Genomic DNA, 25,553 nt, shown 5'->3' with positions numbered 1-25,553 from the left:
CAATGCCACAGGACTGGATACTCGGCCTTCTTGGCGGTGCCATGATCGGCCTCGCCGCCGCGGCCTACCTTTTGATCAACGGACGCGTCATGGGCGCTTCCGGCATTATCGGCAGCCTTGTCGATCGCTCCGCAAAGGAAAACGCGACCGAACGCGCGGCGTTTTTGGTCGGCCTTGTGCTGTTTCCGGGGGCCGCGGCGTTCGCGACGGGCACAGGCGACACGCACGTCAGCGGCAACCTCGTGCTCGTCGCGCTGGCGGGCCTTCTGGTGGGAGTCGGCACGCGCATCGCCAATGGCTGCACGTCAGGTCACGGTGTGTGCGGCATATCGCGACTCTCCCTGCGCGGGATCGTGGCCACCGTGTTTTACATCGGCGCAGGTGGTTTGTCGGTTGTCGTGTTCCGTCACTTGCTGGGGTGGGTCTGATGCGTCTGATTTCAGCTTTTTTCGCGGGCGGTCTGTTTGGCGTCGGCCTGTTGATCTCGGGCATGACGGATACCCGCAAAGTCATTGGCTGGCTTGATATTTTCGGTGACTGGGACCCCACGCTGGCCTTCGTGATGGGCGGGGCGATCATTCCCATGGCCATCGCCTGGCAAATCGCCGCCCGCCGCAGCGCGCCTGCCCTCGGAGGCACATTCCCGACACCGCCCGAACCCCGGCTTGGCCGCAACCTTGTGCTCGGCTCGGTCCTGTTCGGCGCAGGCTGGGGGCTTGCCGGACTTTGCCCGGGGCCCGCGATCGCATCGATCACTTGGGGCGGCACAGGAGGCGCTGTCTTCCTTGTCGCGATGATCCTTGGCATGGTGGCCGCACCGTCCGTGAAGCTCTCGCTTGCGCGCGGTCAAACCGCCTGAAGGAAACGCCAATGCCCTACGCCCGCCTGAACGACAAAATGTCAGTCGCCCCGCAAATCACGCCCGACGATCTGCCCGAACTTGTTCAGCAAGGATTCAAGGCCGTGGTCTGCAATCGCCCCGACTTCGAGGTCCCGCCAGATCTGTCTTCCGAGGCGATGCGGGCCGCCTGCGAAGGCGCGGGCGTCGCGTTCTTCAACAACCCGCTGGCGCCCGGCGGTTTGACAGGCGAGGCCGTGACGGCACAGGCGCAAGCCATGAACGCAACCGACGGTCCGGTGCTGGCCTATTGTGCGTCCGGCACGCGTTCGGCGATTCTCTGGGCGTTCGCCACCGCAGGCGATAACGAGATGACTTCCCAAGACATCCTGAAAGCCCTCGACACTGCCGGATATGCTTTTCCGGGCATCGGTCCGCAACTTGAGCAATTTTCAAGTCAGAACACCTAAGGTCCCGGCAAGTCGGGAAAATCCGGTAGGTCCGCGGCGCCTGGCAAGTCGGGCAGGTCGGGCAAGGCATCCATGTCCGGAAGGTCCGGCAGATCGGGCAAATCGTCCACCGGCGCAACGTCCGCATCGGGCGGTTCCAAGGCCTTAGGCGACACTGTACGCTCAGGCAACGCCTCTCGCGCCGTGCTCGAAGCCGACGCCGGCACTGCGGCGCCAAAGAACGGTTCCGGGTCGCCTTCCTTGCCGACAGATGTCAGCCGAACGGCCCGAAACCCGTTCACCTGACCGAGCCGCCCCTGCGCCAGCGGAACGCCCTCGCGCACCTCAAGATGCATATGCGTCAGGCACCTGGGATCGATCGGCAAGACATCCCCCGCGCGCAAGGCCAGCACTTGTTTCAACGGATGCTCAAACCGGGTCAGAATCGCTTGCATCCCGGCCTCGGCGTCCATCAGATGTGGCCGCAATCGCGTACCAAGCGTGCCCTCGTCCGCCAGACTCCGCGCACCTCCGCTCGCGGGCACAAAGAACGTCATCACACCGACCTTCGCATCGTCCCCCAATGCCATGGCGATGCGCATCGAGCGATACTTCCCCGGATCAAGCGTCAGCTCGACCGCGCGCAAATCCAGAATGCCATGCTCGCGCACGAACCCAGAAAATGGCACGTCGCGCGCCAATCCCGCCTCGCCCGCCACGCGCGCGATATCGGCCATCCACTTGTCGACCATATCGCTGAAGACAACCGCATCCGTGCGGGTCGGCACGCGATCCTTGGGGGGCACCGAAGTCACCTGCCCCAGCGTCTGGATCTCGACCAAAGCCGTCAAAAGCCCGATATCGACCACCAAAAGACCGACATCGCGGGCATTGCGCGAAATGAGACAAATCAGATCGTGCCGCGACAAGGCCGCCACAACCGCCGAATGCTCCATCGTCGACAGCGTCACCGCCTGCACATCTGCCTGCATCGCCAGCAACTGATCCGCCGCGCGCGGCACTTCCACGCGCAACAACGCCTCGACCGCACCATCGCCCACGCCCCGCACCGGGCGCGGCGGTGCAAGCCGGCGTTTCAGTGGCGAGGCCCGCGCCAGTGTCGACAAATTCAGATGCTCCCCAGAATCGCTTTCGATCCCAAGCATCGCGCAAATAGGTTACAGCTTCGTTGCTTCAAGCCGCCTCAGCGCGCGCATCCGGCAAAATCACCCGAAACGCCGCGCCACCCTGCCCCGGCAGATAGACAATGCCACCGCCAAGCCGGGTCATCACCTCGCGGCAGATCGCCAGGCCAAGCCCCGCGCCCCCGGCGGCATGATTGTCCGATACGCGCGCGAATTTCTCGAAGATCAACGTCTGCGCATCCGTCGGTATACCTTTGCCGTTATCAAGGAAATCCACCACGCGCCGCCCCCCGGCCTCGTCCACTTTAATGGTCAACCGAGGCGTCGGATTTTCACAATATTTCAACGCGTTGGCGATCAGATTGATGAAAACCTGCGACAGCCGGTCGCCGTCCGTATAGATCGAGGCGTCCTCACCCGGCCCCGGACGCTGGATCACGAAATCCTGCTGCCCGGTCGCAACCTCCATCGCCGCAACCGCCCGATCCAGAACCGCGCCGATGGTCTCCTCGCCCATGTTCAAAGTGACCTGACCGTTCTCCAGTACACTCAGGTCCAGAAGGTCGTCCAGAAGCCGCGTCAGACGCTTGGTCTCATCATGGATAATGCGACTATAGCGCAGCCTGTCCTCGGGCCCCATCGCCTCATCCGCCATCAGGATTTCGCTGAACGAGCGGATCGAGGTCATCGGCGTGCGCAGTTCATGGCTGATCTGGCTGAGAAAGCCGTCCTTTTGAACCGACAGGGCCAGAAGTTTCTCGTTCGCCTCGCGCAGTTGACGCGCCGTACGTTCCTGTTCGGCAGACTTCGCCTCAAGCTGGTTCGAATACTCCAGAATCTGCTGCGCCTCGTCTGCGACGCGGATCAGGTCCTCGACCGTCACAGACGCGCCTCCGGTGATTTGCGCGACCATCGCATGGGCCGTCGCCGCACCGACCGAACCCGCCAGCTCGCGCTCCAGCCGGTCCATGAAATCCGGCGTGACATCCGGCAAATACCCTTGCTTGCCCTGCTTTGCCGCTTCGCTTTCGAAAATGCCCTGCGCCACCTGCGGCCCGATGATCCGCTGCGCCATCATCAACAGATCCTCGGCCTCGGCAGCGCCGCCGGTCCAGCCACGAGACCGGTCCGAAAAGCGGAAGATATTGACAAAGGTCGCGCCCTGCAAACGCTCCAGCGGACTTGGAAAACTAAGGAGAGAAAAGACGCAAAATGCCAATGTATTCAGCGCAATAGACCATAAGACTGAATGTACCAGTGGATCGATGTCCTCGATCCAGAACAAGGCCTCGGGGCGCAGCATCGCAATCCCGAACGGACCGTGCAGAAAGACCGCTGCCGACAAGACCCCGCCCTCCCCGAAGCTCGGCAAAAGCGACGTCCAAAGCCACAGCGCAAGGCCGGTCGCAAGACCCGCCGCAGCCCCGATCCGTGTTGCACCCCGCCAGAAGATCCCGCCGATCAGCGCCGGCAGGATTTGGCTGAGACCGACAAAAGCCACCAGCCCGATCGACGCCAAAGCGGTGCCGCCCCCGGACAGGCGGAAATAGAGAAACCCAAGCACCAGAACACCGACAATCGACGCGCGGCGCGCCAGGATCACCACATGCCGCACATCGCCCGACACCGTCGCGCCGACCGACTGCGTGCTCAACCAGATCGGCATGACGATATGGTTCGAAACCATCGTCGCCAGCGCAATCGAGGCCACGATCACCATCGAAGTCGCCGACGAGAACCCCCCCAGAAAAGCCAGCGTTGCCAAAGCGTTCTGATCGAAAGTCAATGGCAAGGTCAGCACGAACAAATCCGGGTTCGATCCCTCCGGCATGACCGACAGGCCGACCACGGCAATCGGAATCACGAACAGGCTGATCAGGAACAAATACATCGGAAACGCCCATGCCGCGGTCGACAGATGCCGCTCGTCCTCATTTTCGATCACAATCACCTGAAACATGCGTGGCAAACAGATGAACGCGGCGGCGGACAGGAAAATCATCGTCATCCAGCGGTCGGGTTGCAGCGCCCAGACATCTATCGAAGACGCCTCGATCCGCGCCATCATGTCGCTTGGGCCCGAGCCGATCCAGAATACCGCAAAGATGCCGACCGCAAGCAAGGCGACCAGCTTCACCACAGCTTCGACCGCGATCGCCATGACGATGCCGTGGTGGCGCTCTTCCACGTCCAGATTGCGTGTGCCGAACAGGATCGTGAAAACCGCCAGCCCGATCGCCACCCACAACGCCACGACAGCCAGATCCTCGGGCGCATTTGCAGGACCGTCCATGAACACTGCAAAACTCAGCGTAACCGATTGTAATTGCAGCGCAATATATGGCGTTGTCCCGGCCACCGCCAAAAGAGTCACCAGAACGCCAAGCGTGTTCGACTTGCCATAGCGCGACGACACCATGTCCGCGATCGACGTGATCCGCTGAGTCTTTCCGATTCGCACCAGCCGTCTCAGGATCACCCACCAGCCGACCATGACCAACGTCGGGCCCAGATAAATCGTCGCGAACTCAAGCCCGGAACGCGCCGCATTTCCAACCGCGCCGTAAAACGTCCAGGCGGTGCAATAGATCGACAGCGAAAGTGTATAAACCCAGGGCGAACGCAGCCATCCGCCCCGACCCCGCTCGGCCCTTTTGTCTGCCCAGAAGGCCACCGCAAACAACAGCGCCACATAGAAAATCGAGATCAAGGCAAGAGCATTAAACGACAGCATGGACTAGCGCGCGCCTCCGTCCTTTGTCTCCGTACTTTCGGTGCTGTCGTTCGTCTCAATCAACGGATCGTAATCAGTCAGCCGCCGCGCAATGATCTTCGTGCCCGCGATCAACAGCGCCCAAACACAAAATATGTAAAGAATTCCACCCGACGTTGTCGCCTGATCCGCCCACAGCAACGGCAAAAGCAGCGCGATCAACCCGACCACGGGCATCAAACGCGCAGCATCGCTCCACCGGCGCCGCCGATAACTCTGCCGCGCAAGAAAAATCGGCTCGGGAGGCCGGCTCACTGGCCAACCAGGGCGCGGACTGTCTCCAGCACTTCACCGTTCGAAAAAGGTTTTGTCATGAAGCGGCTCGCGCCCAGCTTCTCCGCCAGTTCGCGGTCCTTCTTCTGACCCCGCGCGGTCAGCATCAGAACCGGCAGTTCCTTGAATTCGGCATCCGCACGCAGATCGTTCAGAATGTCGTATCCGGACCGGTTCGGCAGCATCACATCAAGCACAATCAAATCAGGACGACGCGCGCGCACCGCATCTACCGCCGTCAGGCCATCCGAATGCGTATCCACGCGCCATCCATCGCGCGACAGGATGAACCTGATCGCCTCGATGATGTTCGGTTCGTCCTCAATAAGCAGGACAGTCCCTCCCATGACTGACCCCTCCCTAAAGTCAGACACTATCGTCTTGAATTGACTATCCCCCATGCCGCGGGAACTGTCAAAATATTGATTGTCCCCAATTACATCGCGCCAAGGCCCGATCCGCCTGAGGAGGCGACATCCGACTGCATCAGGATCGACGGCTCGCGCCGTGCCGGACACCCCTTGATCGCGCAGACCCGGCAGGATGTGCCGACCTGATACGGTGGGCTTTCCGCCCCTACCTGCGCCAGCACCGGCATCAGCAACATGGTGCTTTCGACCACCGGAGGCTTGTCGAACCCGGCCACATACTCCGACGTCGCAAGCGACCAAGTCTTGAACCGCACATCATCCTGGCCCACCAGCGACAGCTCTGAACTGACCGGCGTCAAAGGACGGTGCAGCGCCTGAAACAACGGCCACACGGCACAGGACGCGCCAAAACGGGGCGGGTCGAAACCACGCACTGGCTTTCGGAACGTCAGCGTCCCCGAGCCGTCGCAAATTACCAGTCCCGGCGGCAACCCGCCCTTGAAGAACCGTCCCGGCAAGGTCGCCATCCGGCGCATCGCGCGCGGCAGATCGATGGAAAATCGCGCCGCAAGCCGCATCGGATCGCGCTCACCCGCCAGAACCGCCGCCTCCAGATCCGCCCCCGGCAAGGCCATGACATCCGCTCTATACCGCTCAAGAAACCGCGCCGCCAGACTGCGGGCAGCCGATGACGTCAACGCGGTCCCGACCTCGGCGATCACCACGTCGACCTCCATGTCGCGGCCTTCCTCATAAGCTTCGATCCGCCAATCGTGATCGCTCAACCACGCCTCCATTTCGTCTTGGGGCAGAGACAAGGTTCGGTCCGCGTCCCCGCCTGCGTCCAGATAGCCAACCAAGGCCTCGGTACTCTCGGCCAGACGCTGGCTGTCCTCATAAAGGTTGCGATGGAACCGTGCCTGCCACTCGGCCTCGATATCTTCGCCGGTGGCCAGAATGCCGCTGGTCGAGCGGATCGCCGTGACCGTGGACAACACGTTGTGCAGAGAGGCCGACAAGAACGGATCATGTGTCAGCCGGTCGTTCAGCGTTTCGACCAACCGCTCCAGCTCGGACACCCGCGCCTGTTGCTCGACCACCAGTTGCGCCCAGCCCGGAAACCGCCCAGCGAAATCCTCGCTGCGCTCGATCTCGCGCCCCGAGGCGGCAAAGCTGCCCGCCGCCACTTCAAGGGCCCCGGTTATCGCGGCGCCCGCACCTTCGCTCAGGGTTGCTGTGTCCACTTCCAGCGCGGCAGCCACACTGTTCAGCAACGCGCCGCCGATCTTGCGGCGGTTATGCTCGATCAGATTGAGGTAACTCGGCGAGATGTCGCATTGCCGTGCAAGCTCGGCCTGCTTGATCCCCCGATCGATCCGGTAGCGCCGGATACGTGAGCCAGTCAAAGCGGGTCGCGCCATATCAAAAAACCTCGATTCTTCAACGTCATTCTGTGGGTGCGCGATAAATTGTTTACAAATTGCTGCACCTGCATGTGGATTATTTTACAAAATAAACGTTTCTATGTCGAGACTTACTATCTTTTTTGCATGGCGTGACAGATAAGTAGGGCACCTTGTCAAAGGTTCGGCTGCGCGAGGAGGCGCAAGTGGGCAACCACGATAGCCGGAAAACATAGGGAGAGTTTTATGACAAAATCCAACTTCACACGTCGTGGTGTGCTGAAGGCCGGTGCAGCAGCCGGCGCGGCGCTCGCGACACCGACAATCTTCACAGGCGCCGTATGGGCCGGCGCACACACCGGTTTCACGAACGCACCACAGGGCGACACTGTCACGCTGGGCTTCAACGTCCCGCAGTCCGGCCCCTACGCCGACGAAGGCGCAGACCAGTTGCGTGCATACCAGCTTGCCGTCGAGCACCTGAACGGTGAAGGCGATGGCGGCATGATCAACACCTTCACATCCAAGACGCTGGACGGAACCGGCATCATGGGCAAGAAGGTGCAGTTCGTAACCGGCGACACGCAGACTAAATCGGATGCCGCACGTGCTTCGGCCCGTTCGATGATCGAAAAAGACGGCGCTATCATGATCACGGGTGGTTCTTCTTCCGGTGTGGCTGTGGCCGTTCAGGCTCTGTGCCAGGAAGCTGGCGTCATCTTCATGGCTGGCCTCACACACTCCAACGACACAACGGGTAAGGACCGCAAAGCCAACGGCTTCCGCCACTTCTTCAACTCGTACATGTCGGGTGCCGCGCTGGCACCAGTGCTGGCCAAAGCTTACGGCACCGACCGTAAGGCCTATCACCTGACAGCCGACTACAACTGGGGCTACACGACCGAACAGGCCGTGCGCGAATCCACCGAGGCCATGGGCTGGGAAACCGTTAATTCGGTCCTCACGCCACTGACCCAGACGGACTTCTCGTCCTACATCGCTCCGGTTCTGAACTCGGGCGCAGACGTGCTGGTTCTGAACCACTACGGCGGAAACATGGTCAACTCGCTGACCAACGCGGTCCAGTTCGGCCTGCGTGCGGCAGAAGCCAACGGCAAGAACTTCGAGATCGTCGTTCCGCTCTACTCCGAGCTTATGGCGCGCGGCGCCGGTGCCAACATCAAAGGCATCCTCGGCTCGCAGAACTGGGACTGGAAACTCGAGAACCAGGCCGGCGCCAAGTACTACGGCACCAACGCCTTCGTACAATCCTTCGGCACCAAGTTCGGCTTCCCGCCAAGCCAGGCGGCTCACACCGTCTACGTGCAGACGCTGCTTTATGCGGATGCCGTCAACCGCGCCGGGTCGTTCAACCCCTGCGCTGTGGCTGAAGCCCTCGCCGGCTTCGAGTTCGACGGCATGGGCAACGGCCCAACGTTGTATCGTGCCGATGACCACCAGTGCTTCAAGGACGTTGTCGTTGTGCGCGGCAAGGAGAACCCAGAGAACGAATTCGACCTCGTCGAAATCGTCGAAGTCACTCCGGTCGAGCAGGTCACTTATGCGCCCGATCACCCGCAGATGGGTGGCGCAGAAGCAAGCCTCGGCGCCTGCAACCCCGGCGCGTAACGCCGTTTCCGGGCGGGGCACATGCCTCGCCCGGACCATTCCAGGCCTTGAAAGGCCAGTCCGCAACCATTTGAGGTGGGAAAAATGGAAGCCATTATCCTTCAAATCCTGAACGGCCTCGACAAGGGCAGCGCCTATGCGCTGATCGCCCTTGGTCTGACCCTGATCTTCGGCACGCTGGGTGTCGTGAATTTCGCGCATGGTGCGCTGTTCATGATCGGTGCCTTCTGCGCCGTGACGCTTCAGCGCCTCCTGGGCCTCAGCCATCAGATCGTCGATGAGACGCGCAAGGACTTCCTCGGCAACCCGCTGAAGATCGACGTCCCCTACATGCATGAATGGTTCGGCCCCGAAATCGGCCAGTCGATCATAGAATGGTCCGTGCCGCTGGCGATCCTGTTCTCGATTCCGATCATGGCCTTCATCGGCATCGCCATGGAGCGCGGCCTTGTAAAGCACTTCTACAAGCGCCCCCACGCCGACCAGATCCTGGTGACCTTCGGCCTTGCCATCGTGCTTCAGGAAATCATCAAGTATTTCTATGGCGCCAACCCGATCCCGACACCGGCCCCACCAGCCTTTACCGGCTCGTTCGACTTCGGCGCATTGGTTGGCTTTGACGCGAATACCATCATCTACCCCTACTGGCGTCTGATATACTTCAGCTTCTCGATGATCGTCATCGCCGGCGTCTTCGCCTTCCTGCAGTTCACCACCTTCGGTATGGTCGTGCGCGCAGGCATGGCAGACCGCGAAACGGTCGGCCTTCTGGGAATCAACATCGACAAGCGCTTTACCATCATGTTCGCCATTGCGGCCTGCGTGGCGGGACTGGCAGGCGTGATGTACGCACCAATCAACAGTCCGAACTATCACATGGGAATGGACTTCCTCGTCCTCAGCTTCGTGGTGGTCGTCGTCGGAGGCATGGGCTCGCTCCCCGGAGCGGTTCTGGCAGGCTTCCTACTCGGCATCGTCGAAAGCTTTGCCTCAATGACGCAAATTCTCGATATCTTCCCGGGCATCAATCAGATCATCATCTACCTGATCGCCATTATCATTCTGCTCACACGTCCCCGTGGCCTCATGGGCCGCAAAGGCGTGATGGAGGAATAAGCCATGACTGAACAAGCAACCAATACCCCCATCGCCAAGCCAAAGGCACCGCCGTCAATTGTCGCAAGCACCGGCTTTCTCGGCCTGAACCGGAAAGATGCGACACTGCTCGCGCTGGTGGTCGTGCTGACGATGCTTGCACCGTTCATCTTGAACCCCTTCCCCGAAGGTTCTGGGATGGCTCAGTTCAACGCAGGCTACCCGGACCTGATGCAACGCTTCGTGATCTTCGGCATCTTCGCAATTGGCTTCAACATCCTCTTTGGCCTCACAGGCTACCTGTCATTCGGCCACGCGGCGTTCCTCGGAGTGGGCTCCTATGCCGCGATCTGGATGATGAAACTGGTCACGCTGAACATCATTCCGGCGATCATCCTGTCGATCATCTTCGCAGGCCTCTTTGCGCTTCTTGTCGGCTTCATCTGTTTGCGCCGCTCAGGCATCTACTTCTCGATCCTGACCCTGGCGTTCGCCCAGATGTCATACGCACTCGCCTATTCGGTGCTGACACCGATCACAGGCGGCGAGACGGGCCTCCAGATCAAGGCCACCGACCGTCCGATCCTGTCGGGCCTCGAACCCGGTGAGATCGGTCGTGCGAACTTCTTCGGCATCGATATGCGGACATCTTACGAATTGTCGCTTGGCGACTGGCTGTTCACATTCAACGCGGGCTACTACATCGCAGCTGTCGTGATGCTGCTCAGCTTCTACCTCTCGATCCGCATCTTCCGCTCGCCTTTCGGCATGATGCTGCGCGCTGTGAAATCGAACCAGCAACGGATGAGCTACACCGGCCTGAACTCTAAGCCCTACACGCTTGCCGCCTTCGTCATCTCGGGCATGTATGCCGGTCTCGCCGGTGGCCTGATGGTCGCGATGGACACCCAAGTCGGCCCCGAGCGCATGTTCTGGACCGCATCAGGCGAAGTCGTCCTAATGGCGATCCTTGGCGGCGTCGGGACCCTCATCGGACCGGTTCTGGGCGCGGGTATGATCAAATACATGGAAAACATCATTTCCAAGATCAACGAAACCATCCTGCACCAGTGGTTCGCCTTCCTGCCCGACGGGCTTGAGGACTTCGTTGTCTCGATGATCTATCCGTTCATCGGCAAAGGCTGGCACCTGACCCTCGGCATCGTGTTCATGCTGGTCGTCATCTTCCTCCCCGGCGGTCTCGTCGAAGGCGGACAGAAGATCGCCGGACTGTTCCGACGCAAGGCCAAGACTGACGACACCCCATCCAAGACACCTGCGGAATAGGAGACACCACAATGGGAATTCTTGAAGTCAAAGGTGTAAACAAGCGCTTCGGCGGCTTGCAGGCCTTGGGTGACGTGAACCTCTCGGTTCAGGAAAACACCGTCCACGCCATCATCGGCCCCAACGGGGCCGGTAAATCCACCCTTCTGAACTGCCTCGTCGGCAAACTGATCCCGGATACCGGCTCGGTCATGTTCGACGGACAGTCGGTGTTGGGGCGCAAACCGCACCAGATCAACCAAATGGGTATCTCGCGCGTATTTCAGACGCCCGAAATCTTCAGTGACCTCACCGTCCTTGAAAACATCATGATCCCGTGTTTCGCCAAACGCGACGGCGCGTTCCGGATGCATGCGCTTGAAAGCTTCGCCCACGAGAAAGAACTGCTGGAAAAAGCCGAAGCGATGCTTGCCGACGTGAACATGCTCGACAAACGCCACATGCACTCGGCGTCCATGTCGCGCGGAGACAAACGCCGCCTCGAAATGGCGATGTGTCTCGTGCAGGAGCCAAAGCTTCTGCTTCTGGACGAACCCACCGCAGGCATGGCGCGCGCCGACACCAACAATACCATCGATCTCCTGAAAGAGATCAAGGAAAAGCGCGACATCACCATGTGCATCATTGAGCACGACATGCACGTCGTGTTCAGCCTCGCCGAACGGATCACCGTTCTCGCACAAGGCAGACCGCTGGTGGAAGACGTGCCGGAAAACATCAAAGGCAACCCGAAGGTACAAGAAGCGTACCTCGGCGAAGCCGCGGCTTAAGGGGGCAAACAGATGCTCGACGAAAAACCTTTCGATAAGAACGCCAACAACGCAGCCACCTCCCCGGCCTATCTTTCGGTGTGGAACATCGAAGCCTACTATGGCGAAAGCTACATCGTGCAGGACGTCAGCTTTAACGTCCACGAAGGTGAAATCCTTGCCCTTCTGGGCCGCAACGGCGCGGGCAAGACCACGACCCTGCGCACCATCGCCCGCATGGACAGCCCCGAGTTGCGCTTCGGCGAAGTCTGGCTCGACCACCAGCCGCTCCACACGATGGCCAGCCATGCCGCGGCGCAAAACGGGATCGCACTGGTCCCCGAAGACCGCCGCATCATCCCCGGCCTCACCGTGGAAGAGAACCTGAAGCTCGCCCAGATCGCCCCGCCCATCGGCTGGTCGCTTGAACGCATCTATTCGCTGTTCCCGCGCCTTGGCGAACGCAAGAACCAGGACGGCGTCACGCTTTCGGGTGGTGAACAGCAAATGCTCGCCATCGCCCGTGCATTGGCCCGTGACATCAAGGTCCTGCTGTTGGACGAACCATACGAAGGCCTCGCCCCCGTGATCGTTCAGGAAATCGCCAAGACGCTGAACATCATCCGTGACCAGGGCATCACGACCATCATCGTCGAGCAAAACGCCGTCGCAGCCCTCAAGCTCGCGGACCGCGCCGTGATCCTCGACACCGGTCGCGTGGTCTATGACGACAGCGCCCAGAAAGTGCTGGACGACGAAAAACTCCGCGCCGAATATCTCGCGATCTGAAAATCCGGCGCCGGGCCCACGCCCGGCGCCACACATCTGAAGACCAAGACCTGGAGAGTCCCATGCTGGAAACCAAAAACGGCATGTACCTGCCGACCGACGACTTCGCATCCAAATCCCACGCCGACCAGGCCACCTATCAGGCAATGTACGACAGCTCTGTTGAAGACCCAGAAGGCTTCTGGGGCGAACATGGCCGACGCATCGACTGGATCAAGCCCTACACCAAGGTCAAGAACACCTCATTCGCACCGGGCAATATCGACATCCGCTGGTACGAGGACGGCACCCTCAACGTCGCAGCCAACTGCATCGACCGCCACCTCGAAACACGAGGCGATCAAACCGCGATCATCTGGGAACCCGATAGTCCCGAAGACGACGCCCTGCATATCACCTACAAGGAACTCCACGCGAACGTCTGCAAATTCGCCAATGTTCTGAAAGACATGGGCGTCAAAAAGGGCGACCGCGTCGTGCTTTACATGCCGATGATCCCCGAAGCCGCCTACGCCATGCTTGCCTCGGCCCGCATCGGCGCGATCCACTCGATCGTCTTCGCTGGCTTTTCCGCCGACGCCTTGGGCGCCCGCGTCGCAGGTTCGAACGCCAAGGTTGTCATCACCTCCGACGGTGCCCCGCGCGGTGGCCGCGTGACGAACCTCAAGGACAACGTCAACCAGGCCCTGAACAACGTGGCCGATGACGTGAAATGTCTCGTCGTGCGCCGCACCGGCCAGCAAGTCGCCTGGCGCCACGACCTCGACGTTTGGCTGCACGAAGCCGCACAAAACGTCTCCGACGATTGTCCCCCCGAAGAAATGAACGCCGAAGACCCGCTGTTCATCCTCTACACCTCCGGTTCGACCGGTCAGCCCAAAGGCGTCGTCCACACCACAGGCGGCTACATCGTCTACGCCTCGATGACGCACCAATACACGTTCGATTACCACGACGGCGATGTCTTCTGGTGTACCGCAGACGTCGGCTGGGTGACGGGCCACAGCTATATCGTCTACGGCCCGCTGGCGAACGGAGCCACCACGCTGATGTTCGAGGGCGTGCCCACCTACCCCGACGCCGGACGCTTCTGGGCGGTCTGCGAAAAGCACAAGGTGAACCAATTCTACACCGCCCCCACCGCCATCCGTGCGCTGATGGGCAAAGGCCCCGAGTTCGTCGAAAAATACGACCTCTCTGACCTCAAGGTGCTGGGCACCGTGGGCGAGCCGATCAACCCCGAAGCCTGGAACTGGTATCACAACGTCGTCGGCAAGGGGAACGTCCCCATCGTCGATACATGGTGGCAGACTGAAACTGGCGGCCACTTGATGACCCCGCTTCCGGGAGCGACACCCACCAAACCCGGCTCTTGCACCCTGCCCTTTTTCGGCGTTCAGCCGGTCATACTCGAACCAACAACCGGCGAAGAAATCCACACCACCGCCGCCGAAGGCGTGCTTTGCATCAAAGACAGCTGGCCCGCTCAGATGCGCACAGTCTGGGAAGACCACGAGCGCTTCGAGAAAACCTACTTCGCCGACTACAAGAACTATTACTTCACCGGCGACGGCGCACGTCGCGACGAAGACGGCTACTACTGGATCACCGGCCGCGTCGACGACGTGATCAACGTCTCGGGTCATCGCATGGGCACAGCCGAGGTCGAAAGCTCTCTCGTCGCCCACCCCAAAGTGGCCGAAAGCGCCGTTGTCGGCTATCCGCACGCCATCAAGGGTCAGGGCATCTACGCCTACGTCACCCTGATGAACGGCGTCGAGCCCTCCGAAGAGCTGAGGAAAGAACTCGAAACATGGGTCCGCAAAGACATCGGCCCCATCGCCAAACCCGACCTCATCCAATGGGCGCCGGGCCTGCCAAAGACGCGCTCGGGCAAGATCATGCGCCGCATCCTGCGCAAGATCGCAGAAGACGACTTCGGCGCTCTGGGCGACACTTCGACACTGGCCGAACCCGAGGTCGTCGAGGACCTGATCGCAAACCGCATGAACCGGCACTAGCTCCGGCGCATCAAACCACCCGGAAACCCGCCCAAGTGGCGGGTTTTCCATTTTGGCACGATCGTGGATCTGCAGTGCAAAAGGTCCCCAGGCCCGGCCCACGGATGCGACGAAAAGGACGACAGATGATTAAATACGCCCCCGGCGACGACGTTGGCCCCCTCGAGCACTGGCCTTTCGACAACCCGGCCAGCGACTACAAAATCACCAAAGGCAGCCCGCAAACCTTTGGTCGCATCGACAAGGGCGGCAATGGCCACACCAGCCGCTTCGGCATCTGGCGCTGCACGGAAGGCGCGTTTGAATGCACCGAACAGGGCCATGAACTGATGACGGTCCTGTCGGGAAAATGTCGGATCACCTGGCTGGAAAGCGGCGAGATGCGTGACCTTGCGCCCGGTGATACGCTCTTTGTGGAGGATGGCAGGCGCGTGCAATGGGACGTCAGCGAGGACCTGACCAAAGTCTTCTTCGGCCACAAACCGGACGGCTACTGAGTGCTGCTATCGGTGACGTGCCCCTAACGCCGGCGCACCTTCACGGCCCGCCGCCCGGCCCCATCGGCCAGCGTGTCCTCCAGCAAACTCATGAACCGCCCAAACGACACTTGCCCCGTTCGCGGCGGCGCAGACGAGGGCCTAGACGGCCCGTGCTTGCGCAGGCCATCAAGACGCCCCCTCAGGCGTCGCCCGAAAAAAGACGGTGAGCGACGGGCCATCTCTAAAGAGCCCGGCGCCACCAACGCTTCCAAATCGTCAGCGCATGCCGACGATGGGACGGCCCCTTAAGGGCCATTTTCAATACTTCTGTCATAATACTGCTCGTCTGCCTCGACGCAGGTTTGTCCCACGTTCTGATGACGAAACTATGAATGAACCTGTTTCCTGCCAAGAAACAATTTATTGGCCAGCAGAAAACAGCCAAACAACGCGTCCTGCCAGCAACAGGCCACCGATCAACCCTGTTTCGGCAAAAACGCCTCCACCGCCGCAGTGGCCACCACCAGAACACGCCCCGTGTCCGGGTTCACCACGTTCAAACCTCCTTCCACAGCCCGCACCTCAGCCCGCCCGCGCGGCAGTTTCTCAGCCAAGACCGCACAATCCACCGCCTCGGGCCGCGCCACACCAACCGTCACCTGCACCCGCATCGCCTCATGAGAAATCCCCGTCACTTCAAACATCGGAATCGCCGAATGCCGGATCGCATCCTCGATCGCGCGGGCTGCCGCCTTGGTGTAGTCCTCACCATACTGGTCGTTGCCCATACCCATCTCGATGATAAACCGCTGCTCGCTCATGCTGTGCCCTCCAGATCCAAAGCCACCGAAATTGCCACATTCGCAATCACTGTAGGCCTGCCTCCGTCCCCGCGCGGCACATCCAGTCCGCCTTTGCGCACCACAACCTCAACCTGCCCATACGGGAAAATCTCAGAAACCCGCGCCGCGTCGACCTGCTCCGGCGCCTGCACACCGACCTCGACAAGGATCTGCATCTCGCCCTTCTCGCGGCCAAAAAGCTCCGCCAGATTGATCGAATTGTGCCAAAGCGCATCCTTCACGGCGCGCACCGCCGCTTCCGTGTAATCCTGCCGGCGCAGCGAAGAGCCCATTCCGAATTCCGTCAACAACCGCGCCATACGACTCTCCCAAACAACCCATTCTTTGGGTCCAAAAAATCCCCGCCGGAGGCAAGAAAAAACGGCGCGAGAGTTTCCCCACGCGCCGTCCCGTCTTAACCGGACATCCGACTCAGTTCAAAGCGGCATCCGTGATCTCACTGGTCCAGGCTCCTTCCGGCACCGCTGTGATCACCGGATCAGATCCACCCGCCAGCAACGTCGCAACCGTGCGATCGAAATCCGCCGGATCAAGCGAGCCATCGGACCCCGCCGTCAGCTTGGCAATCTCGCCCATCATGCGCACCTGATGCGCTTCGGTCTGCGCGCCGGTCTCGTCATTCTCCAGAACGATCATCGCCGCTTCCATGGGGTTCTCTTCGGCCCACTTCCAACCCTTCATCGAAGCCCGCACAAAGCGCACCATCTTGTCCTTGAACGCCGGATCAGCCAGGTTTTCCTCCAGCACGTAAATGCCGTCCTCCAACGTCGCCACACCCATGTCTTCATACTTGAAGGTCACCAGTTCGTCCTCGGACACGCCTGCGTCCAACACCTGACCAAACTCATTGTAGGTCATCGTCGAAATGCAATCGGCCTGACGCTGCAACAACGGATCAACGTTGAAGCCCTGCTTCAACACCGTCACACCATCGTCGCCACCGTCCGTTGAAATGCCCTCCTGAGACATCCAGGACAGGAACGGATATTCATTGCCGAAGAACCAGACACCAATCGTCTTGCCCTTGAAATCCTGCGGGCCCGTGATCCCGGTGTCCTTCCAGCACGTCAGCATCAGACCCGACGACTTGAAAGGCTGCGCGATATTCACCACCGGCAAACCCTTTTCGCGCGCCGCCAAGGCCGACGGCATCCAGTTCAACATGGCATCGGCACCGCCGCCCGCCAGAACCTGTGGCGGCGCAATGTCCGGTCCACCCGGAAGCACCGTCACATCGAGGTCTTCCTCTTCATAATAGCCATTCTCAAGTGCCACATAATAACCCGCGAACTGGGCCTGCGTGACCCACTGCAACTGCAGACGTACTTCGTCCGCCGCTGAAGCAGCCCCCGCGCTCAATCCGAAAGCCGCCACGGCTCCCGCCAAAAACTTGTTCATTTCAGTACTCCCCATTTTGGTTAACGCTTTTTGCCGTCGTTTCGTTTCATCGCCGTTGCGACGGATGCCAGAAGGTAAGCCACCTCTCCAACACCGTCAAAACCCCATAAAGCAGCGAGCCTGCAACAGCGGCCACCACAATCACAGACCAGACCATATCAAGCGCCAATTGTCCAAGCGAGGCGTTGATCCGAAATCCCAATCCAACCGTCGGAGAGCCAAAGAATTCGGCCACGATCGCGCCGATCAGAGCAAGTGTTGCCGAAACTTTAAGCCCATTGAAAACAAACGGCAAAGCCGCCGGCAGGCGCAGCGTTCTCAAGGTCTGCCAATAGCTCGCCGAATAGGTTCGCATCAGATCGCGCTGCATGGCGCTTGTGTCCGCCAGTCCCGCCACGATGTTGACCAGCATCGGGAAAAACACCATCACCACGACGACGGCGGCCTTCGACTGCCAGTCAAACCCGAACCACATCACAAGGATCGGCGCGGTGCCCACAATCGGCAAAGCGGCCATGAAATTGCCGACCGGCAACAGCCCGCGGCGCAGGAAATCATAGCGATCCACCAGGATCGCCACCCCCAAGGCCAAAAGACATCCGATCACATAGCCAGACATCGCGCCCTTCAGGATTGTCTGCACGAAATCCGCCCATAGCGTCGGCAAATTGCCGGTGAAAGTGCCCGCAATCTGGCTCGGCGGCGGCAGGATCACCGACGGCACATCAAGAGCCCGCACGATCACTTCCCATCCAACCAGCACGACCGCCCCAAGCGCGAAAGGGGCAACCAAACGCGCCACCCCCGGTGCCTCTGCCCACCCCGCCAAAGCGTCCACAAACTGCCAGCCGATATAGGCGAACAGAACGACCCAAAGGATCGCCATGCCCCCATCCGCCTCGGCCCGTGCCAGTGCAATCAGCGCGATCAAGACAAACAATGGTAAGAAAACCATCGCCGAAATCGTTGTGCCCATTGCCTCGCGGAACCGTCTCACAGAAAGCCCCCCGAGCCAAAAAAACTCTCGTTCTTGACAGACCCAGTGCAAAACGCTTCCCGCCACCGCTTCAGGCAAATCCCAAAATCGAGCCCAATGCACCCCACATTAAAGCTAACGCGCGCGCCCTTCACCCTTTCAAAAATACCATCGTCGATTGCCTTCAATCGACGGCCGGCACGAAAACCTGCGGTAGTGTCCACAAAATCCAACAACACGCGGTGCACCAGGAAGCGCCTTATGCCCAAGCATTCCTCCTTCACGGCTGCGCCCCCATGGCCTTCAACGTCCGCCGTTCGATCCAGCCAATGAACCAGACCAGCCCCGCTGCCATAACAGCTGCCACGATCAGCGCGGCCCAGATCTGCTCCGTCTGCCCGTAATAGCTGCCCCCCAGCATCCGCGCGCCCAAGCCCCCGCGCTGCACCGGCAATTCCCCAACGATCGCGCCGACCAGCGACGCCGCAATCGCGATCTTCAGTGAGGCAAACAAATACGGCACCGACGCAGGCAGTCGCAGTTTCCAGAACGACTGCGCTTTCCCCGCACTATACGTCCGCAACAAATCAAGCTGCATCGCGTCTGGCGACCTCAACCCTTTCACCATGCCGACGGCCACCGGAAAAAACGACAGATAGGCCGATATCGCCGCCTTCGCGACCAGCCCGGATAGCCCCACCGAATACAGAACCACAATGATCATTGGCGCCAGCGCCACAATCGGGATGGTCTGACTGATGATCGCCCAAGGCATTACGCTCAGGTCCATCGCCCGATTATAGACGATGCCAACAGCCAGCAGAACGCCCAACATCGACCCGATCACAAAACCCAACACTGTCGCACCCAGCGTCACACCGCCATGATAGACCAGCGACCTGTTCGAAAACGACCCGGACCGCACGATCCCACGCCGCCCGGTGGTCTCCTCTACCCAAGTCGAAGCCCACAATTCCTGCGCCACCTGATGAGGCGCCGGAAGTCGCGCGCGATCCATCGACCAGGACGAACCCAACAAATGCGGATTGGTGAAAACCAAACTCCAACGACCCGCGTCCCGTCGCTCGGCAGCAGACGGCGGCACAACGACAGCGCCCTCGCGCTCGGCCTGGGTCAGCACCTCTTTCACGTTCATCGGCACGACCGCCACGTACCAGACCGCCAACAGCGTCGCTACAACCGCCAGCACCGGCAAGACAGCGCGCCCAAACCTGTTCCCGGACCGCGCACTCATAAAGATATTTCCCTAACACTTCGCAAACGGCCAGAACGGGCGCACCGACGTAAAACCGACGTCATACCGACGTTATACCGACGTGCTTTCAAACCGCGTCTCCGTGTCCGGCCCGAAGCCCGTCCCGGACCCTGTGTGCAATCTCGATAAACTCCGGCGTGTCGCGAATATCCAAGGGTCGCTCGCGCGGCAAAGGGCTGTCAATTACGTCGGTGATCCGCCCCGGTCGCGGGCTCATGACCACGATTTTCGTAGATAAATAAACGGCTTCCGGGATCGAGTGAGTCACAAAGGCAATCGTCTTTTCGGTCCGCGCCCAAAGCGCAAGCAACTCCTCGTTCAACCGGTCCCGCACGATTTCATCCAGCGCCCCGAACGGCTCATCCATCAACAACAAATCCGCATCAAACGCCAAAGCCCGCGCAATCGAGGCCCGCTGCTGCATCCCCCCCGATAACTGCCAGGGGTACTTCTTCTCAAACCCAGCTAATTCAACAAGTTCCAGAACGTTCTTCACGCGGTCATACATATCCGCGCGCCCATATCCCATGATCTCCAGGGGCAGCCGGATATTGCCGCCAATCGTGCGCCAGGGATAAAGCCCAGCCGCCTGAAAAACATAGCCATAAGCCCTTGCTTTTCTTGCTTCATCCGCGCTCATCCCGTTCACCGAAAGCGTCCCCGATGTCGGATGCTCCAAAGCTGCAATCGCACGCAAAAACGTCGTCTTCCCGCACCCCGACGGGCCGATAAACGAGACGAAATCTCCTTTATCCACGGTCAGATTGACGTCTTTCAGAGCATGCACCGGCCCGTCGCCCGTCTGAAACGTCAGCGACAAATCCGAAGCCTGAATTACCGGGTCTGCCATACTTTAATCCATCGCCCTGACCATGCCGCCCTCATCGATATATGTCGTCACACCGATCGGCCATTCCCCATTGAAATACTTGATGAATCTCAGCACTTCATCCTTGGACAGCGCAGGCGCCTTTTCCAGAACAAAAGTCCGAATTCCGGAATTGTCCGCCTGCGCGAAAAGCCGTCGCAGATCGTCAATTTCATCACCTGTTAACGCCGAGATGATATCAACGTATTTCCAGTCGCTTTCGATAAATCTGTCCCACTCTGCATCCGCCGCCGCCTGATGCCTCAAATGCACCGGCACCAACGTCCAACTTCGGCTCCAGCTAAGAAGAACCGTAGCGCCCGCAAAGAAGAACACGCCCCAGTCAAAACCTCCCCCAAGACGCGCCGCCCAAATCACCAAAAGACAGGCAATGCCGCCTGAAATCCCCGTTGCGGTCGTAAAGCGCTTCCAGAACGTGTCCTCGGAAACCGCGCCCATCAAACCCCCGTCGCCGGAATGCCCGTGCGCTCAACAGGACGCGGCGAGGTCAGTTCTTTCCACGAAGACAACGCCTTATTCACAGGATTGTTCGCCTCGCGACGCACAAACTTGCCATGTCCTTCTTCGGTCCGGATCTCGCCGTCATGCACTGCTACATGGCCCCGCGTCAGCGTAAACCGCGGCAACCCCTTCACGTGCTTGCCCTCAAACACATTGTAATCAATCGCAGATTGCTGGCGCGCGGCCGTGATCGTTTTTTCCTTCTCAGGATCCCACACCACGATATCAGCATCCGCTCCGACCAGGATCGCCCCTTTCTTCGGGTAACAGTTCAATATCTTCGCGATATTCGTGCTGGTCACAGCCACAAATTCATTCGGCGTTAACCGCCCCGTGTTAACTCCGTGGGTCCAAAGCATTGGCATCCGATCCTCCAAACCACCTGTGCCGTTTGGTATTTTGGTGAAATCGCCCACACCAAACCGTTTCTGATCGGTCGTAAACGCACAATGGTCCGTCGCCACCACGGACAATGACCCTGACTGCAGGCCAGCCCACAGGCTGTCCTGATGCTGCTTGTTTCTGAACGGCGGTGACATCACCCGGCGCGCCGCGTGGTCCCAGTCCTGGTTGAAATACTCGCTTTCATCCAAGGTTAGATGCTGGATCAAAGGCTCGCCCCAAACCCGCTTGCCATTCTGCTTGGCCCGGCGGATCGCCTCATGCGCCTCTTCACAGGACGTATGCACAACATACAGAGGCACACCCGCCATATCCGCAATCATGATCGCACGGTTCGTCGCCTCGCCTTCCACCTGGCTGGGCCGCGAATAGGCATGCGCCTCCGGCCCGACATTCCCCTGAGCCAGCAATTTCGCGGACAATTCCGCCACCACATCGCCGTTCTCGGCATGCACCATAGCGATGCCTCCAAGCTCCGCAAGCCTTTGAAATGACGCATACATTTCATCGTCATTCACCATCAATGCGCCCTTATAGGCCATGAAATGCTTGAACGTCGTGATGCCCTCTTTCTCGATGACGGACGCCATCTCGTTGAACACCTGCTCGCCCCACCAGGTCACCGCCATGTGATACGAATAATCGCAGTTCGCGCGCGTCGACTTGTTGTGCCACATGCCCAAGGCATCATGCAGCCCCTGACCCGGAGCCGGCAGCGCAAAGTCCACAACCATGGTCGTACCACCCGACAGGGCCGCCCGAGTCCCGCTCTCGAAATCGTCCGTCGAATATGTCCCCATGAACGGCATTTCCAGATGCGTATGCGGATCGATCCCGCCCGGCATCACATAACACCCCGTCGCATCCAGCTCGGTGTCCCCGGACAGCCCCTGACCGATCTCCACAATCACGCCGCCGTCCACCAAAACATCCGCGCGATAGCTCAAATCCGCAGTCACAACAGTGCCGTTCTTAATCACCGTGCTCATAGAGCATCTCCCTCATCTCATTATTGGCCCATAAATATCCCGGGGGTTCCGGGGGCAGAGCCCCCGTCTTCAATCCTTATAATCCGGCTCTTCGCGGTCCAGTATCCGCTTCATCTCGGCGAAATGAGCAAACTCCGCGTCCCGGTACGTCTCCCACTCCGACGCCGTCTCTTCCGCCAGATTATCGCCCATCACGCTCAACTCGCGGCCCGTCGAATACGCCAGAACCATCGTACGCGCCGCCCGTTCCAGATGATACATCGCATCCCAGGCCTCCGCGACCGTGGCGCCCAACGTCGTTACCCCGTGGTTGCCCATCATCACGGCGTTCTTGTCGCCAATGGCTTGCGAGATCCGCTCGCCCTCTTCCTCGGCGGTCGCGATCCCGCCAAAGTGCAAATCATAGGCCAACCGCTTGTAAAACCTCGCAGTTACCTGATCGACCGGCAGGATCGTCGGGTCTTTCAGCGCACAAAGCGCCGTCGCATGCGCGGGATGCAGATGCAGCGCTACCCGCGCTTGCGACAGGTTGCGATGCAACGCCGAATGGATCGACCAGGCACTTGGATCGGGCGCATCCTCGCGCTCCATCGTCGCTGGATCATCCGCATCACACAGCACCAAATCCGACGCCCTCACCCGGCTCCAATGCATCCAGCGCGGGTTCACCAGAAACTTGCGGCCATCCGCAGAAACCGCCGCCGAAAAGTGGTTCGCCACCCCCTCGTGCCAATCGCTCCGGCACGCCAGCCGAAGGGCCGCCGCCAGATCGATACGGACCTGAGCTTCATCGATATCGCTATGTGCATTCATGCTACAATCTCCGCTGTTTCCAAGACCGCATGGAACAACACATCCGTCCCCGCCGTCGCCCATTCCTTCGAGATTTCCTCGGCCTCGTTGTGCGAAAGCCCATCCACACAAGGGCACATCACCATCGCCGTGGGTGCGACATCGTTTACCCAACACGCATCATGCCCCGCGCCGGAAACAATATCCATATGAGAATACCCAAGCCGTTCCGCCGCATTCCGCACAGCCGCAACACAGCCAACATCGAAGGCCGGCGGGTCAAACTGCCCGACAATCTCGCATGAGAATTCCACCCCGATCTCCTCGCACAGATTCGGCGCACGTTCGTTGAACTCGGCCACCATGCCGTTCAGCTTGTCCAGAATATGCGTGCGCATATCGACCGTGAAGACGACCTTGCCGGGAATGATATTCCGGCTGTTCGGATAGACATCGATATGCCCGATCGCCCCCACCGCGTTCGGCTGGTTCTTCATCGCGATCTCATGCACCAACTCGGTCACAAGCGCCAAACCGCGCCCAGCGTTCTTCCTCATGTGCATCGGTGTCGAGCCCGTATGGCTTTCCTTCCCCGTCACTGTGCACTCGATCCAGCGCAATCCCTGACCATGCGTGACCACACCGATATCCACGCCCTCGGCTTCCAGAATAGGCCCCTGCTCAATGTGCAGCTCGAAGAAAGCATGCATCTCCCGCGCGCCAACCTTCTCGTCACCCTTCCAGCCGATCCGCTCCAATTCCGCCCCGAACTTCTTGCCCGACGCATCCGTGCGATCATAGGCCCAGTCCAGCTCATGCCGCCCCGCAAACACGCCCGAGGCCAGCATCGCAGGCGCAAACCGCGTGCCTTCCTCATTGGTCCAGTTCGTCACGACAATCGGGTGTTTTGTCCGGATATTCAGATCGTTAAGCGTCCGCACGATCTCCAGACCACCCAATACTCCCAACACACCGTCATATTTTCCACCTGTCGGCTGCGTGTCCAGATGCGACCCCACATAGACCGGCAAGGCGTCGGAGTCCGTTCCCTCGCGCCGCATGAACATCGTGCCCATCTCGTCGACACCCATCGTCAGGCCCGCGTCTTCGCACCACTTCTGGAACAACGCGCGCCCCTCGGCGTCCTCGTCCGTGACGGTCTGACGATTGTTGCCGCCCGCAATACCGGGGCCGATCCTGGCCATCTCCATCAGGCTGTCCCAAAGCCGATCCCCATTGACCTTCATGTTTGCAGCTGGTGCGGCCATCCCGTGTCTCCCCGTCTTTTTTGCGGCGTTTGTTGACCAAACGGTCAAGTTCATCGCACCACAGCAATCGACAACGGTCAATGAAAACATCGGCCAAAGGCAGGCTTCAGGGTCCGCTCAAAACGCTTTGCCCGAACATCGCCCGAAAAACATTTGACCGCTTGGTCAATTAGGCCCTAAACCGAACCCCTCGCTGCAAATTGGAGCCGTTCCTGTTGACCGAAGCCCGCCCGCAAACCCGGATTCAAAAGAAAAACCGGGAGACAATTCTCGACGCGGCACTGGATGTGTTTTCCTCAGAGGGCTTTCGCGGCGCGACGCTGGACCAGATCGCAAGTGCGGCCAGCCTCTCAAAGCCGAATGTGCTCTACTATTTCTCGTCCAAAGAGGCGATCTACACCGAGCTACTGTCCGAGCTACTCGACACCTGGCTCGATCCTTTGCGCGCGCTTGACCCGAAAGGTGATCCCATCGACGAACTTGTTGCTTACATGCGCCGCAAATTCGAGATGAGCCGCCAGTATCCGCGCGAAAGCCGCCTCTTTGCCAATGAAATCGTGCAAGGTGCGCCACGCATCGTGGACGAAATCAACGGGCCCTTGAAAAGCCTCGTCGACAAAACCGCCAAGCTCATTCAGTCATGGATTCACGCAGGCCGCCTTGCCCCGGTCGATCCTTACCACCTTGTTTTCTCGATCTGGGCGACCACCCAACACTACGCCGATTTCGATGTGCAGGTCCGAGGCATTCTGACTCCGGAAGGCGATTCGCATCTCGACGACGCCGAGGCTTTCCTTGTCACACTTTACACCCGAACCCTTACCCCCACGTCGAATTAACCGGACGTTCATAACTTTGGTGTATTTCTAATGCGCTCCGGGGGCGTTGCCGGGGGTCA

The 25,553-nt window shown here is 59.9% G+C and carries 26 protein-coding genes; 11 read left to right on the top strand and 15 right to left on the bottom strand.

Going from position 1 to position 25,553, the window contains the following annotated elements:
* The first annotated feature begins 2 nt into the window (after nt 1-2).
* From BOA8489_RS16590 to BOA8489_RS16580, 3 genes are read left to right on the top strand one after another with little or no spacing between them, the layout of a single operon-like run.
* Entirely contained in the window at nt 3-428 is a 426-nt protein-coding gene (locus tag BOA8489_RS16590; RefSeq protein ID WP_093975430.1) for a YeeE/YedE family protein, read from the top strand.
* Nucleotides 428-859: a DUF6691 family protein gene (locus tag BOA8489_RS16585; RefSeq protein ID WP_093975429.1), complete on the top strand. Its 432-nt coding sequence runs from the start codon at nt 428-430 to the stop codon at nt 857-859. The genes BOA8489_RS16590 and BOA8489_RS16585 overlap by 1 nt, the downstream gene beginning before the upstream one ends.
* Before the next feature lie 11 nt (nt 860-870).
* Nucleotides 871-1,308: a protein tyrosine phosphatase family protein gene (locus BOA8489_RS16580; RefSeq protein WP_093975428.1), complete on the top strand. Its 438-nt coding sequence runs from the start codon at nt 871-873 to the stop codon at nt 1,306-1,308.
* Here BOA8489_RS16580 and BOA8489_RS16575 read toward each other — a convergent pair.
* The 5 genes from BOA8489_RS16575 to BOA8489_RS16555 all read right to left on the bottom strand — a co-directional run bounded on the left by BOA8489_RS16575 (nt 1,305) and on the right by BOA8489_RS16555 (nt 7,270).
* Nucleotides 1,305-2,414, bottom strand: a complete 1,110-nt coding sequence (locus BOA8489_RS16575) for a FliM/FliN family flagellar motor C-terminal domain-containing protein (RefSeq protein ID WP_176440344.1) — start codon at nt 2,412-2,414, stop codon at nt 1,305-1,307. The genes BOA8489_RS16580 and BOA8489_RS16575 overlap by 4 nt on opposite strands.
* 67 nt (nt 2,415-2,481) lie before the next feature.
* A complete protein-coding gene (locus BOA8489_RS16570) occupies nt 2,482-5,166 on the bottom strand; it encodes an ATP-binding protein (RefSeq protein WP_093975426.1) in 2,685 nt (894 codons plus the stop codon).
* A 3-nt stretch (nt 5,167-5,169) separates the two neighbouring features.
* Nucleotides 5,170-5,460, bottom strand: a complete 291-nt coding sequence (locus tag BOA8489_RS16565) for a hypothetical protein (RefSeq protein WP_176440343.1) — start codon at nt 5,458-5,460, stop codon at nt 5,170-5,172.
* Nucleotides 5,457-5,825: a response regulator transcription factor gene (locus tag BOA8489_RS16560; RefSeq protein ID WP_093975425.1), complete on the bottom strand. Its 369-nt coding sequence runs from the start codon at nt 5,823-5,825 to the stop codon at nt 5,457-5,459. Before BOA8489_RS16560 ends, BOA8489_RS16565 begins: the two co-directional genes overlap by 4 nt.
* A gap of 89 nt (nt 5,826-5,914) precedes the next feature.
* Nucleotides 5,915-7,270: a helix-turn-helix domain-containing protein gene (locus BOA8489_RS16555; RefSeq protein ID WP_093975424.1), complete on the bottom strand. Its 1,356-nt coding sequence runs from the start codon at nt 7,268-7,270 to the stop codon at nt 5,915-5,917.
* Between the two features lie 228 nt (nt 7,271-7,498).
* Here BOA8489_RS16555 and BOA8489_RS16550 point away from each other — a divergent pair, with 228 nt between their 5' ends.
* The 7 genes from BOA8489_RS16550 (at nt 7,499) to BOA8489_RS16520 (ending at nt 15,319) form a co-directional block, all read left to right on the top strand.
* Nucleotides 7,499-8,881, top strand: coding sequence for a substrate-binding protein (locus tag BOA8489_RS16550; protein WP_093975423.1), 1,383 nt, complete (start codon nt 7,499-7,501; stop codon nt 8,879-8,881).
* A gap of 84 nt (nt 8,882-8,965) precedes the next feature.
* Nucleotides 8,966-9,997 (top strand): branched-chain amino acid ABC transporter permease, encoded by a 1,032-nt coding sequence (locus BOA8489_RS16545; protein WP_093975422.1) that lies wholly within the window; start codon nt 8,966-8,968, stop codon nt 9,995-9,997.
* Nucleotides 9,998-10,129: 132 nt separating this feature from the next.
* On the top strand, nt 10,130-11,263 hold the full coding sequence (locus BOA8489_RS16540; RefSeq protein WP_245813925.1) for a branched-chain amino acid ABC transporter permease: 1,134 nt from the start codon (nt 10,130-10,132) through the stop codon (nt 11,261-11,263).
* Nucleotides 11,264-11,274: 11 nt separating this feature from the next.
* On the top strand, nt 11,275-12,033 hold the full coding sequence (locus BOA8489_RS16535; protein ID WP_093975420.1) for an ABC transporter ATP-binding protein: 759 nt from the start codon (nt 11,275-11,277) through the stop codon (nt 12,031-12,033).
* Nucleotides 12,034-12,045: 12 nt separating this feature from the next.
* On the top strand, nt 12,046-12,801 hold the full coding sequence (locus BOA8489_RS16530) for an ABC transporter ATP-binding protein (RefSeq protein ID WP_093975419.1): 756 nt from the start codon (nt 12,046-12,048) through the stop codon (nt 12,799-12,801).
* A 62-nt stretch (nt 12,802-12,863) separates the two neighbouring features.
* Nucleotides 12,864-14,822 carry an acetate--CoA ligase gene (gene acs / locus BOA8489_RS16525; protein ID WP_093975418.1) on the top strand — a complete coding sequence of 653 codons (1,959 nt, stop codon included), beginning with the start codon at nt 12,864-12,866 and terminating at the stop codon, nt 14,820-14,822.
* A 125-nt stretch (nt 14,823-14,947) separates the two neighbouring features.
* Nucleotides 14,948-15,319 (top strand): cupin domain-containing protein, encoded by a 372-nt coding sequence (locus BOA8489_RS16520; RefSeq protein ID WP_176440342.1) that lies wholly within the window; start codon nt 14,948-14,950, stop codon nt 15,317-15,319.
* 458 nt (nt 15,320-15,777) lie between these two features.
* Here BOA8489_RS16520 and BOA8489_RS16515 read toward each other — a convergent pair whose 3' ends face one another.
* The 10 genes from BOA8489_RS16515 to BOA8489_RS16465 all read right to left on the bottom strand — a co-directional run bounded on the left by BOA8489_RS16515 (nt 15,778) and on the right by BOA8489_RS16465 (nt 24,655).
* Nucleotides 15,778-16,122 carry a Lin0512 family protein gene (locus BOA8489_RS16515; protein ID WP_093975416.1) on the bottom strand — a complete coding sequence of 115 codons (345 nt, stop codon included), beginning with the start codon at nt 16,120-16,122 and terminating at the stop codon, nt 15,778-15,780.
* The gene (locus BOA8489_RS16510; RefSeq protein ID WP_093975415.1) at nt 16,119-16,463 is read right to left on the bottom strand and encodes a Lin0512 family protein; all 345 of its coding nucleotides are present in this window, start codon (nt 16,461-16,463) and stop codon (nt 16,119-16,121) included. Before BOA8489_RS16510 ends, BOA8489_RS16515 begins: the two co-directional genes overlap by 4 nt.
* 112 nt (nt 16,464-16,575) lie before the next feature.
* Nucleotides 16,576-17,562 (bottom strand): ABC transporter substrate-binding protein, encoded by a 987-nt coding sequence (locus tag BOA8489_RS16505; protein ID WP_093975414.1) that lies wholly within the window; start codon nt 17,560-17,562, stop codon nt 16,576-16,578.
* Nucleotides 17,563-17,608: 46 nt separating this feature from the next.
* A complete protein-coding gene (locus BOA8489_RS16500; protein WP_093975444.1) occupies nt 17,609-18,448 on the bottom strand; it encodes an ABC transporter permease in 840 nt (279 codons plus the stop codon).
* A gap of 370 nt (nt 18,449-18,818) precedes the next feature.
* Entirely contained in the window at nt 18,819-19,793 is a 975-nt protein-coding gene (locus BOA8489_RS16490) for an ABC transporter permease (protein ID WP_093975412.1), read from the bottom strand.
* Nucleotides 19,794-19,881: 88 nt separating this feature from the next.
* Entirely contained in the window at nt 19,882-20,664 is a 783-nt protein-coding gene (locus tag BOA8489_RS16485) for an ABC transporter ATP-binding protein (protein WP_093975411.1), read from the bottom strand.
* Between the two features lie 3 nt (nt 20,665-20,667).
* Entirely contained in the window at nt 20,668-21,141 is a 474-nt protein-coding gene (locus BOA8489_RS16480) for a hypothetical protein (protein ID WP_093975410.1), read from the bottom strand.
* On the bottom strand, nt 21,141-22,595 hold the full coding sequence (gene hydA, locus BOA8489_RS16475; protein WP_093975409.1) for a dihydropyrimidinase: 1,455 nt from the start codon (nt 22,593-22,595) through the stop codon (nt 21,141-21,143). The genes BOA8489_RS16480 and hydA overlap by 1 nt, the downstream gene beginning before the upstream one ends.
* A 69-nt stretch (nt 22,596-22,664) precedes the next feature.
* Complete coding sequence (locus tag BOA8489_RS16470; protein WP_093975408.1) at nt 22,665-23,408, bottom strand: class II aldolase/adducin family protein; 744 nt, start codon at nt 23,406-23,408, stop codon at nt 22,665-22,667.
* Nucleotides 23,405-24,655 carry a Zn-dependent hydrolase gene (locus BOA8489_RS16465; protein WP_093975443.1) on the bottom strand — a complete coding sequence of 417 codons (1,251 nt, stop codon included), beginning with the start codon at nt 24,653-24,655 and terminating at the stop codon, nt 23,405-23,407. The genes BOA8489_RS16470 and BOA8489_RS16465 overlap by 4 nt, the downstream gene beginning before the upstream one ends.
* 215 nt (nt 24,656-24,870) lie before the next feature.
* On the opposite strand from BOA8489_RS16465, the gene BOA8489_RS16460 reads away from it, so the two are divergent.
* Nucleotides 24,871-25,494, top strand: a complete 624-nt coding sequence (locus tag BOA8489_RS16460) for a TetR family transcriptional regulator C-terminal domain-containing protein (RefSeq protein ID WP_093975442.1) — start codon at nt 24,871-24,873, stop codon at nt 25,492-25,494.
* The last annotated feature ends 59 nt before the right edge of the window (nt 25,495-25,553 follow it).

Source organism: Boseongicola aestuarii, assembly GCF_900184815.1.
Taxonomy (GTDB): Bacteria; Pseudomonadota; Alphaproteobacteria; order Rhodobacterales; family Rhodobacteraceae; genus Boseongicola; species Boseongicola aestuarii.
Note: the sequence above shows the minus strand (reverse complement) of the source record. Positions and strands in the feature narration are given on the sequence as shown.

What these genes read in the sequence shown, in the direction of transcription:
- BOA8489_RS16590 (WP_093975430.1), top strand. Translation starts at nt 3, where the DNA reads ATGCCACAGGACTGGATACTCGGCCTTCTTGGCGGTGCCATGATCGGC.
- BOA8489_RS16585 (WP_093975429.1), top strand. Translation starts at nt 428, where the DNA reads ATGCGTCTGATTTCAGCTTTTTTCGCGGGCGGTCTGTTTGGCGTCGGC.
- BOA8489_RS16580 (WP_093975428.1), top strand. Translation starts at nt 871, where the DNA reads ATGCCCTACGCCCGCCTGAACGACAAAATGTCAGTCGCCCCGCAAATC.
- BOA8489_RS16570 (WP_093975426.1), bottom strand. Translation starts at nt 5,166, where the DNA reads ATGCTGTCGTTTAATGCTCTTGCCTTGATCTCGATTTTCTATGTGGCG.
- BOA8489_RS16560 (WP_093975425.1), bottom strand. Translation starts at nt 5,825, where the DNA reads ATGGGAGGGACTGTCCTGCTTATTGAGGACGAACCGAACATCATCGAG.
- BOA8489_RS16555 (WP_093975424.1), bottom strand. Translation starts at nt 7,270, where the DNA reads ATGGCGCGACCCGCTTTGACTGGCTCACGTATCCGGCGCTACCGGATC.
- BOA8489_RS16550 (WP_093975423.1), top strand. Translation starts at nt 7,499, where the DNA reads ATGACAAAATCCAACTTCACACGTCGTGGTGTGCTGAAGGCCGGTGCA.
- BOA8489_RS16545 (WP_093975422.1), top strand. Translation starts at nt 8,966, where the DNA reads ATGGAAGCCATTATCCTTCAAATCCTGAACGGCCTCGACAAGGGCAGC.
- BOA8489_RS16540 (WP_245813925.1), top strand. Translation starts at nt 10,130, where the DNA reads ATGCTTGCACCGTTCATCTTGAACCCCTTCCCCGAAGGTTCTGGGATG.
- BOA8489_RS16535 (WP_093975420.1), top strand. Translation starts at nt 11,275, where the DNA reads ATGGGAATTCTTGAAGTCAAAGGTGTAAACAAGCGCTTCGGCGGCTTG.
- BOA8489_RS16530 (WP_093975419.1), top strand. Translation starts at nt 12,046, where the DNA reads ATGCTCGACGAAAAACCTTTCGATAAGAACGCCAACAACGCAGCCACC.
- acs (WP_093975418.1), top strand. Translation starts at nt 12,864, where the DNA reads ATGCTGGAAACCAAAAACGGCATGTACCTGCCGACCGACGACTTCGCA.
- BOA8489_RS16520 (WP_176440342.1), top strand. Translation starts at nt 14,948, where the DNA reads ATGATTAAATACGCCCCCGGCGACGACGTTGGCCCCCTCGAGCACTGG.
- BOA8489_RS16515 (WP_093975416.1), bottom strand. Translation starts at nt 16,122, where the DNA reads ATGAGCGAGCAGCGGTTTATCATCGAGATGGGTATGGGCAACGACCAG.
- BOA8489_RS16510 (WP_093975415.1), bottom strand. Translation starts at nt 16,463, where the DNA reads ATGGCGCGGTTGTTGACGGAATTCGGAATGGGCTCTTCGCTGCGCCGG.
- BOA8489_RS16505 (WP_093975414.1), bottom strand. Translation starts at nt 17,562, where the DNA reads ATGAACAAGTTTTTGGCGGGAGCCGTGGCGGCTTTCGGATTGAGCGCG.
- BOA8489_RS16500 (WP_093975444.1), bottom strand. Translation starts at nt 18,448, where the DNA reads ATGGCGATCCTTTGGGTCGTTCTGTTCGCCTATATCGGCTGGCAGTTT.
- BOA8489_RS16490 (WP_093975412.1), bottom strand. Translation starts at nt 19,793, where the DNA reads ATGAGTGCGCGGTCCGGGAACAGGTTTGGGCGCGCTGTCTTGCCGGTG.
- BOA8489_RS16485 (WP_093975411.1), bottom strand. Translation starts at nt 20,664, where the DNA reads ATGGCAGACCCGGTAATTCAGGCTTCGGATTTGTCGCTGACGTTTCAG.
- BOA8489_RS16480 (WP_093975410.1), bottom strand. Translation starts at nt 21,141, where the DNA reads ATGGGCGCGGTTTCCGAGGACACGTTCTGGAAGCGCTTTACGACCGCA.
- hydA (WP_093975409.1), bottom strand. Translation starts at nt 22,595, where the DNA reads ATGAGCACGGTGATTAAGAACGGCACTGTTGTGACTGCGGATTTGAGC.
- BOA8489_RS16470 (WP_093975408.1), bottom strand. Translation starts at nt 23,408, where the DNA reads ATGAATGCACATAGCGATATCGATGAAGCTCAGGTCCGTATCGATCTG.
- BOA8489_RS16465 (WP_093975443.1), bottom strand. Translation starts at nt 24,655, where the DNA reads ATGGCCGCACCAGCTGCAAACATGAAGGTCAATGGGGATCGGCTTTGG.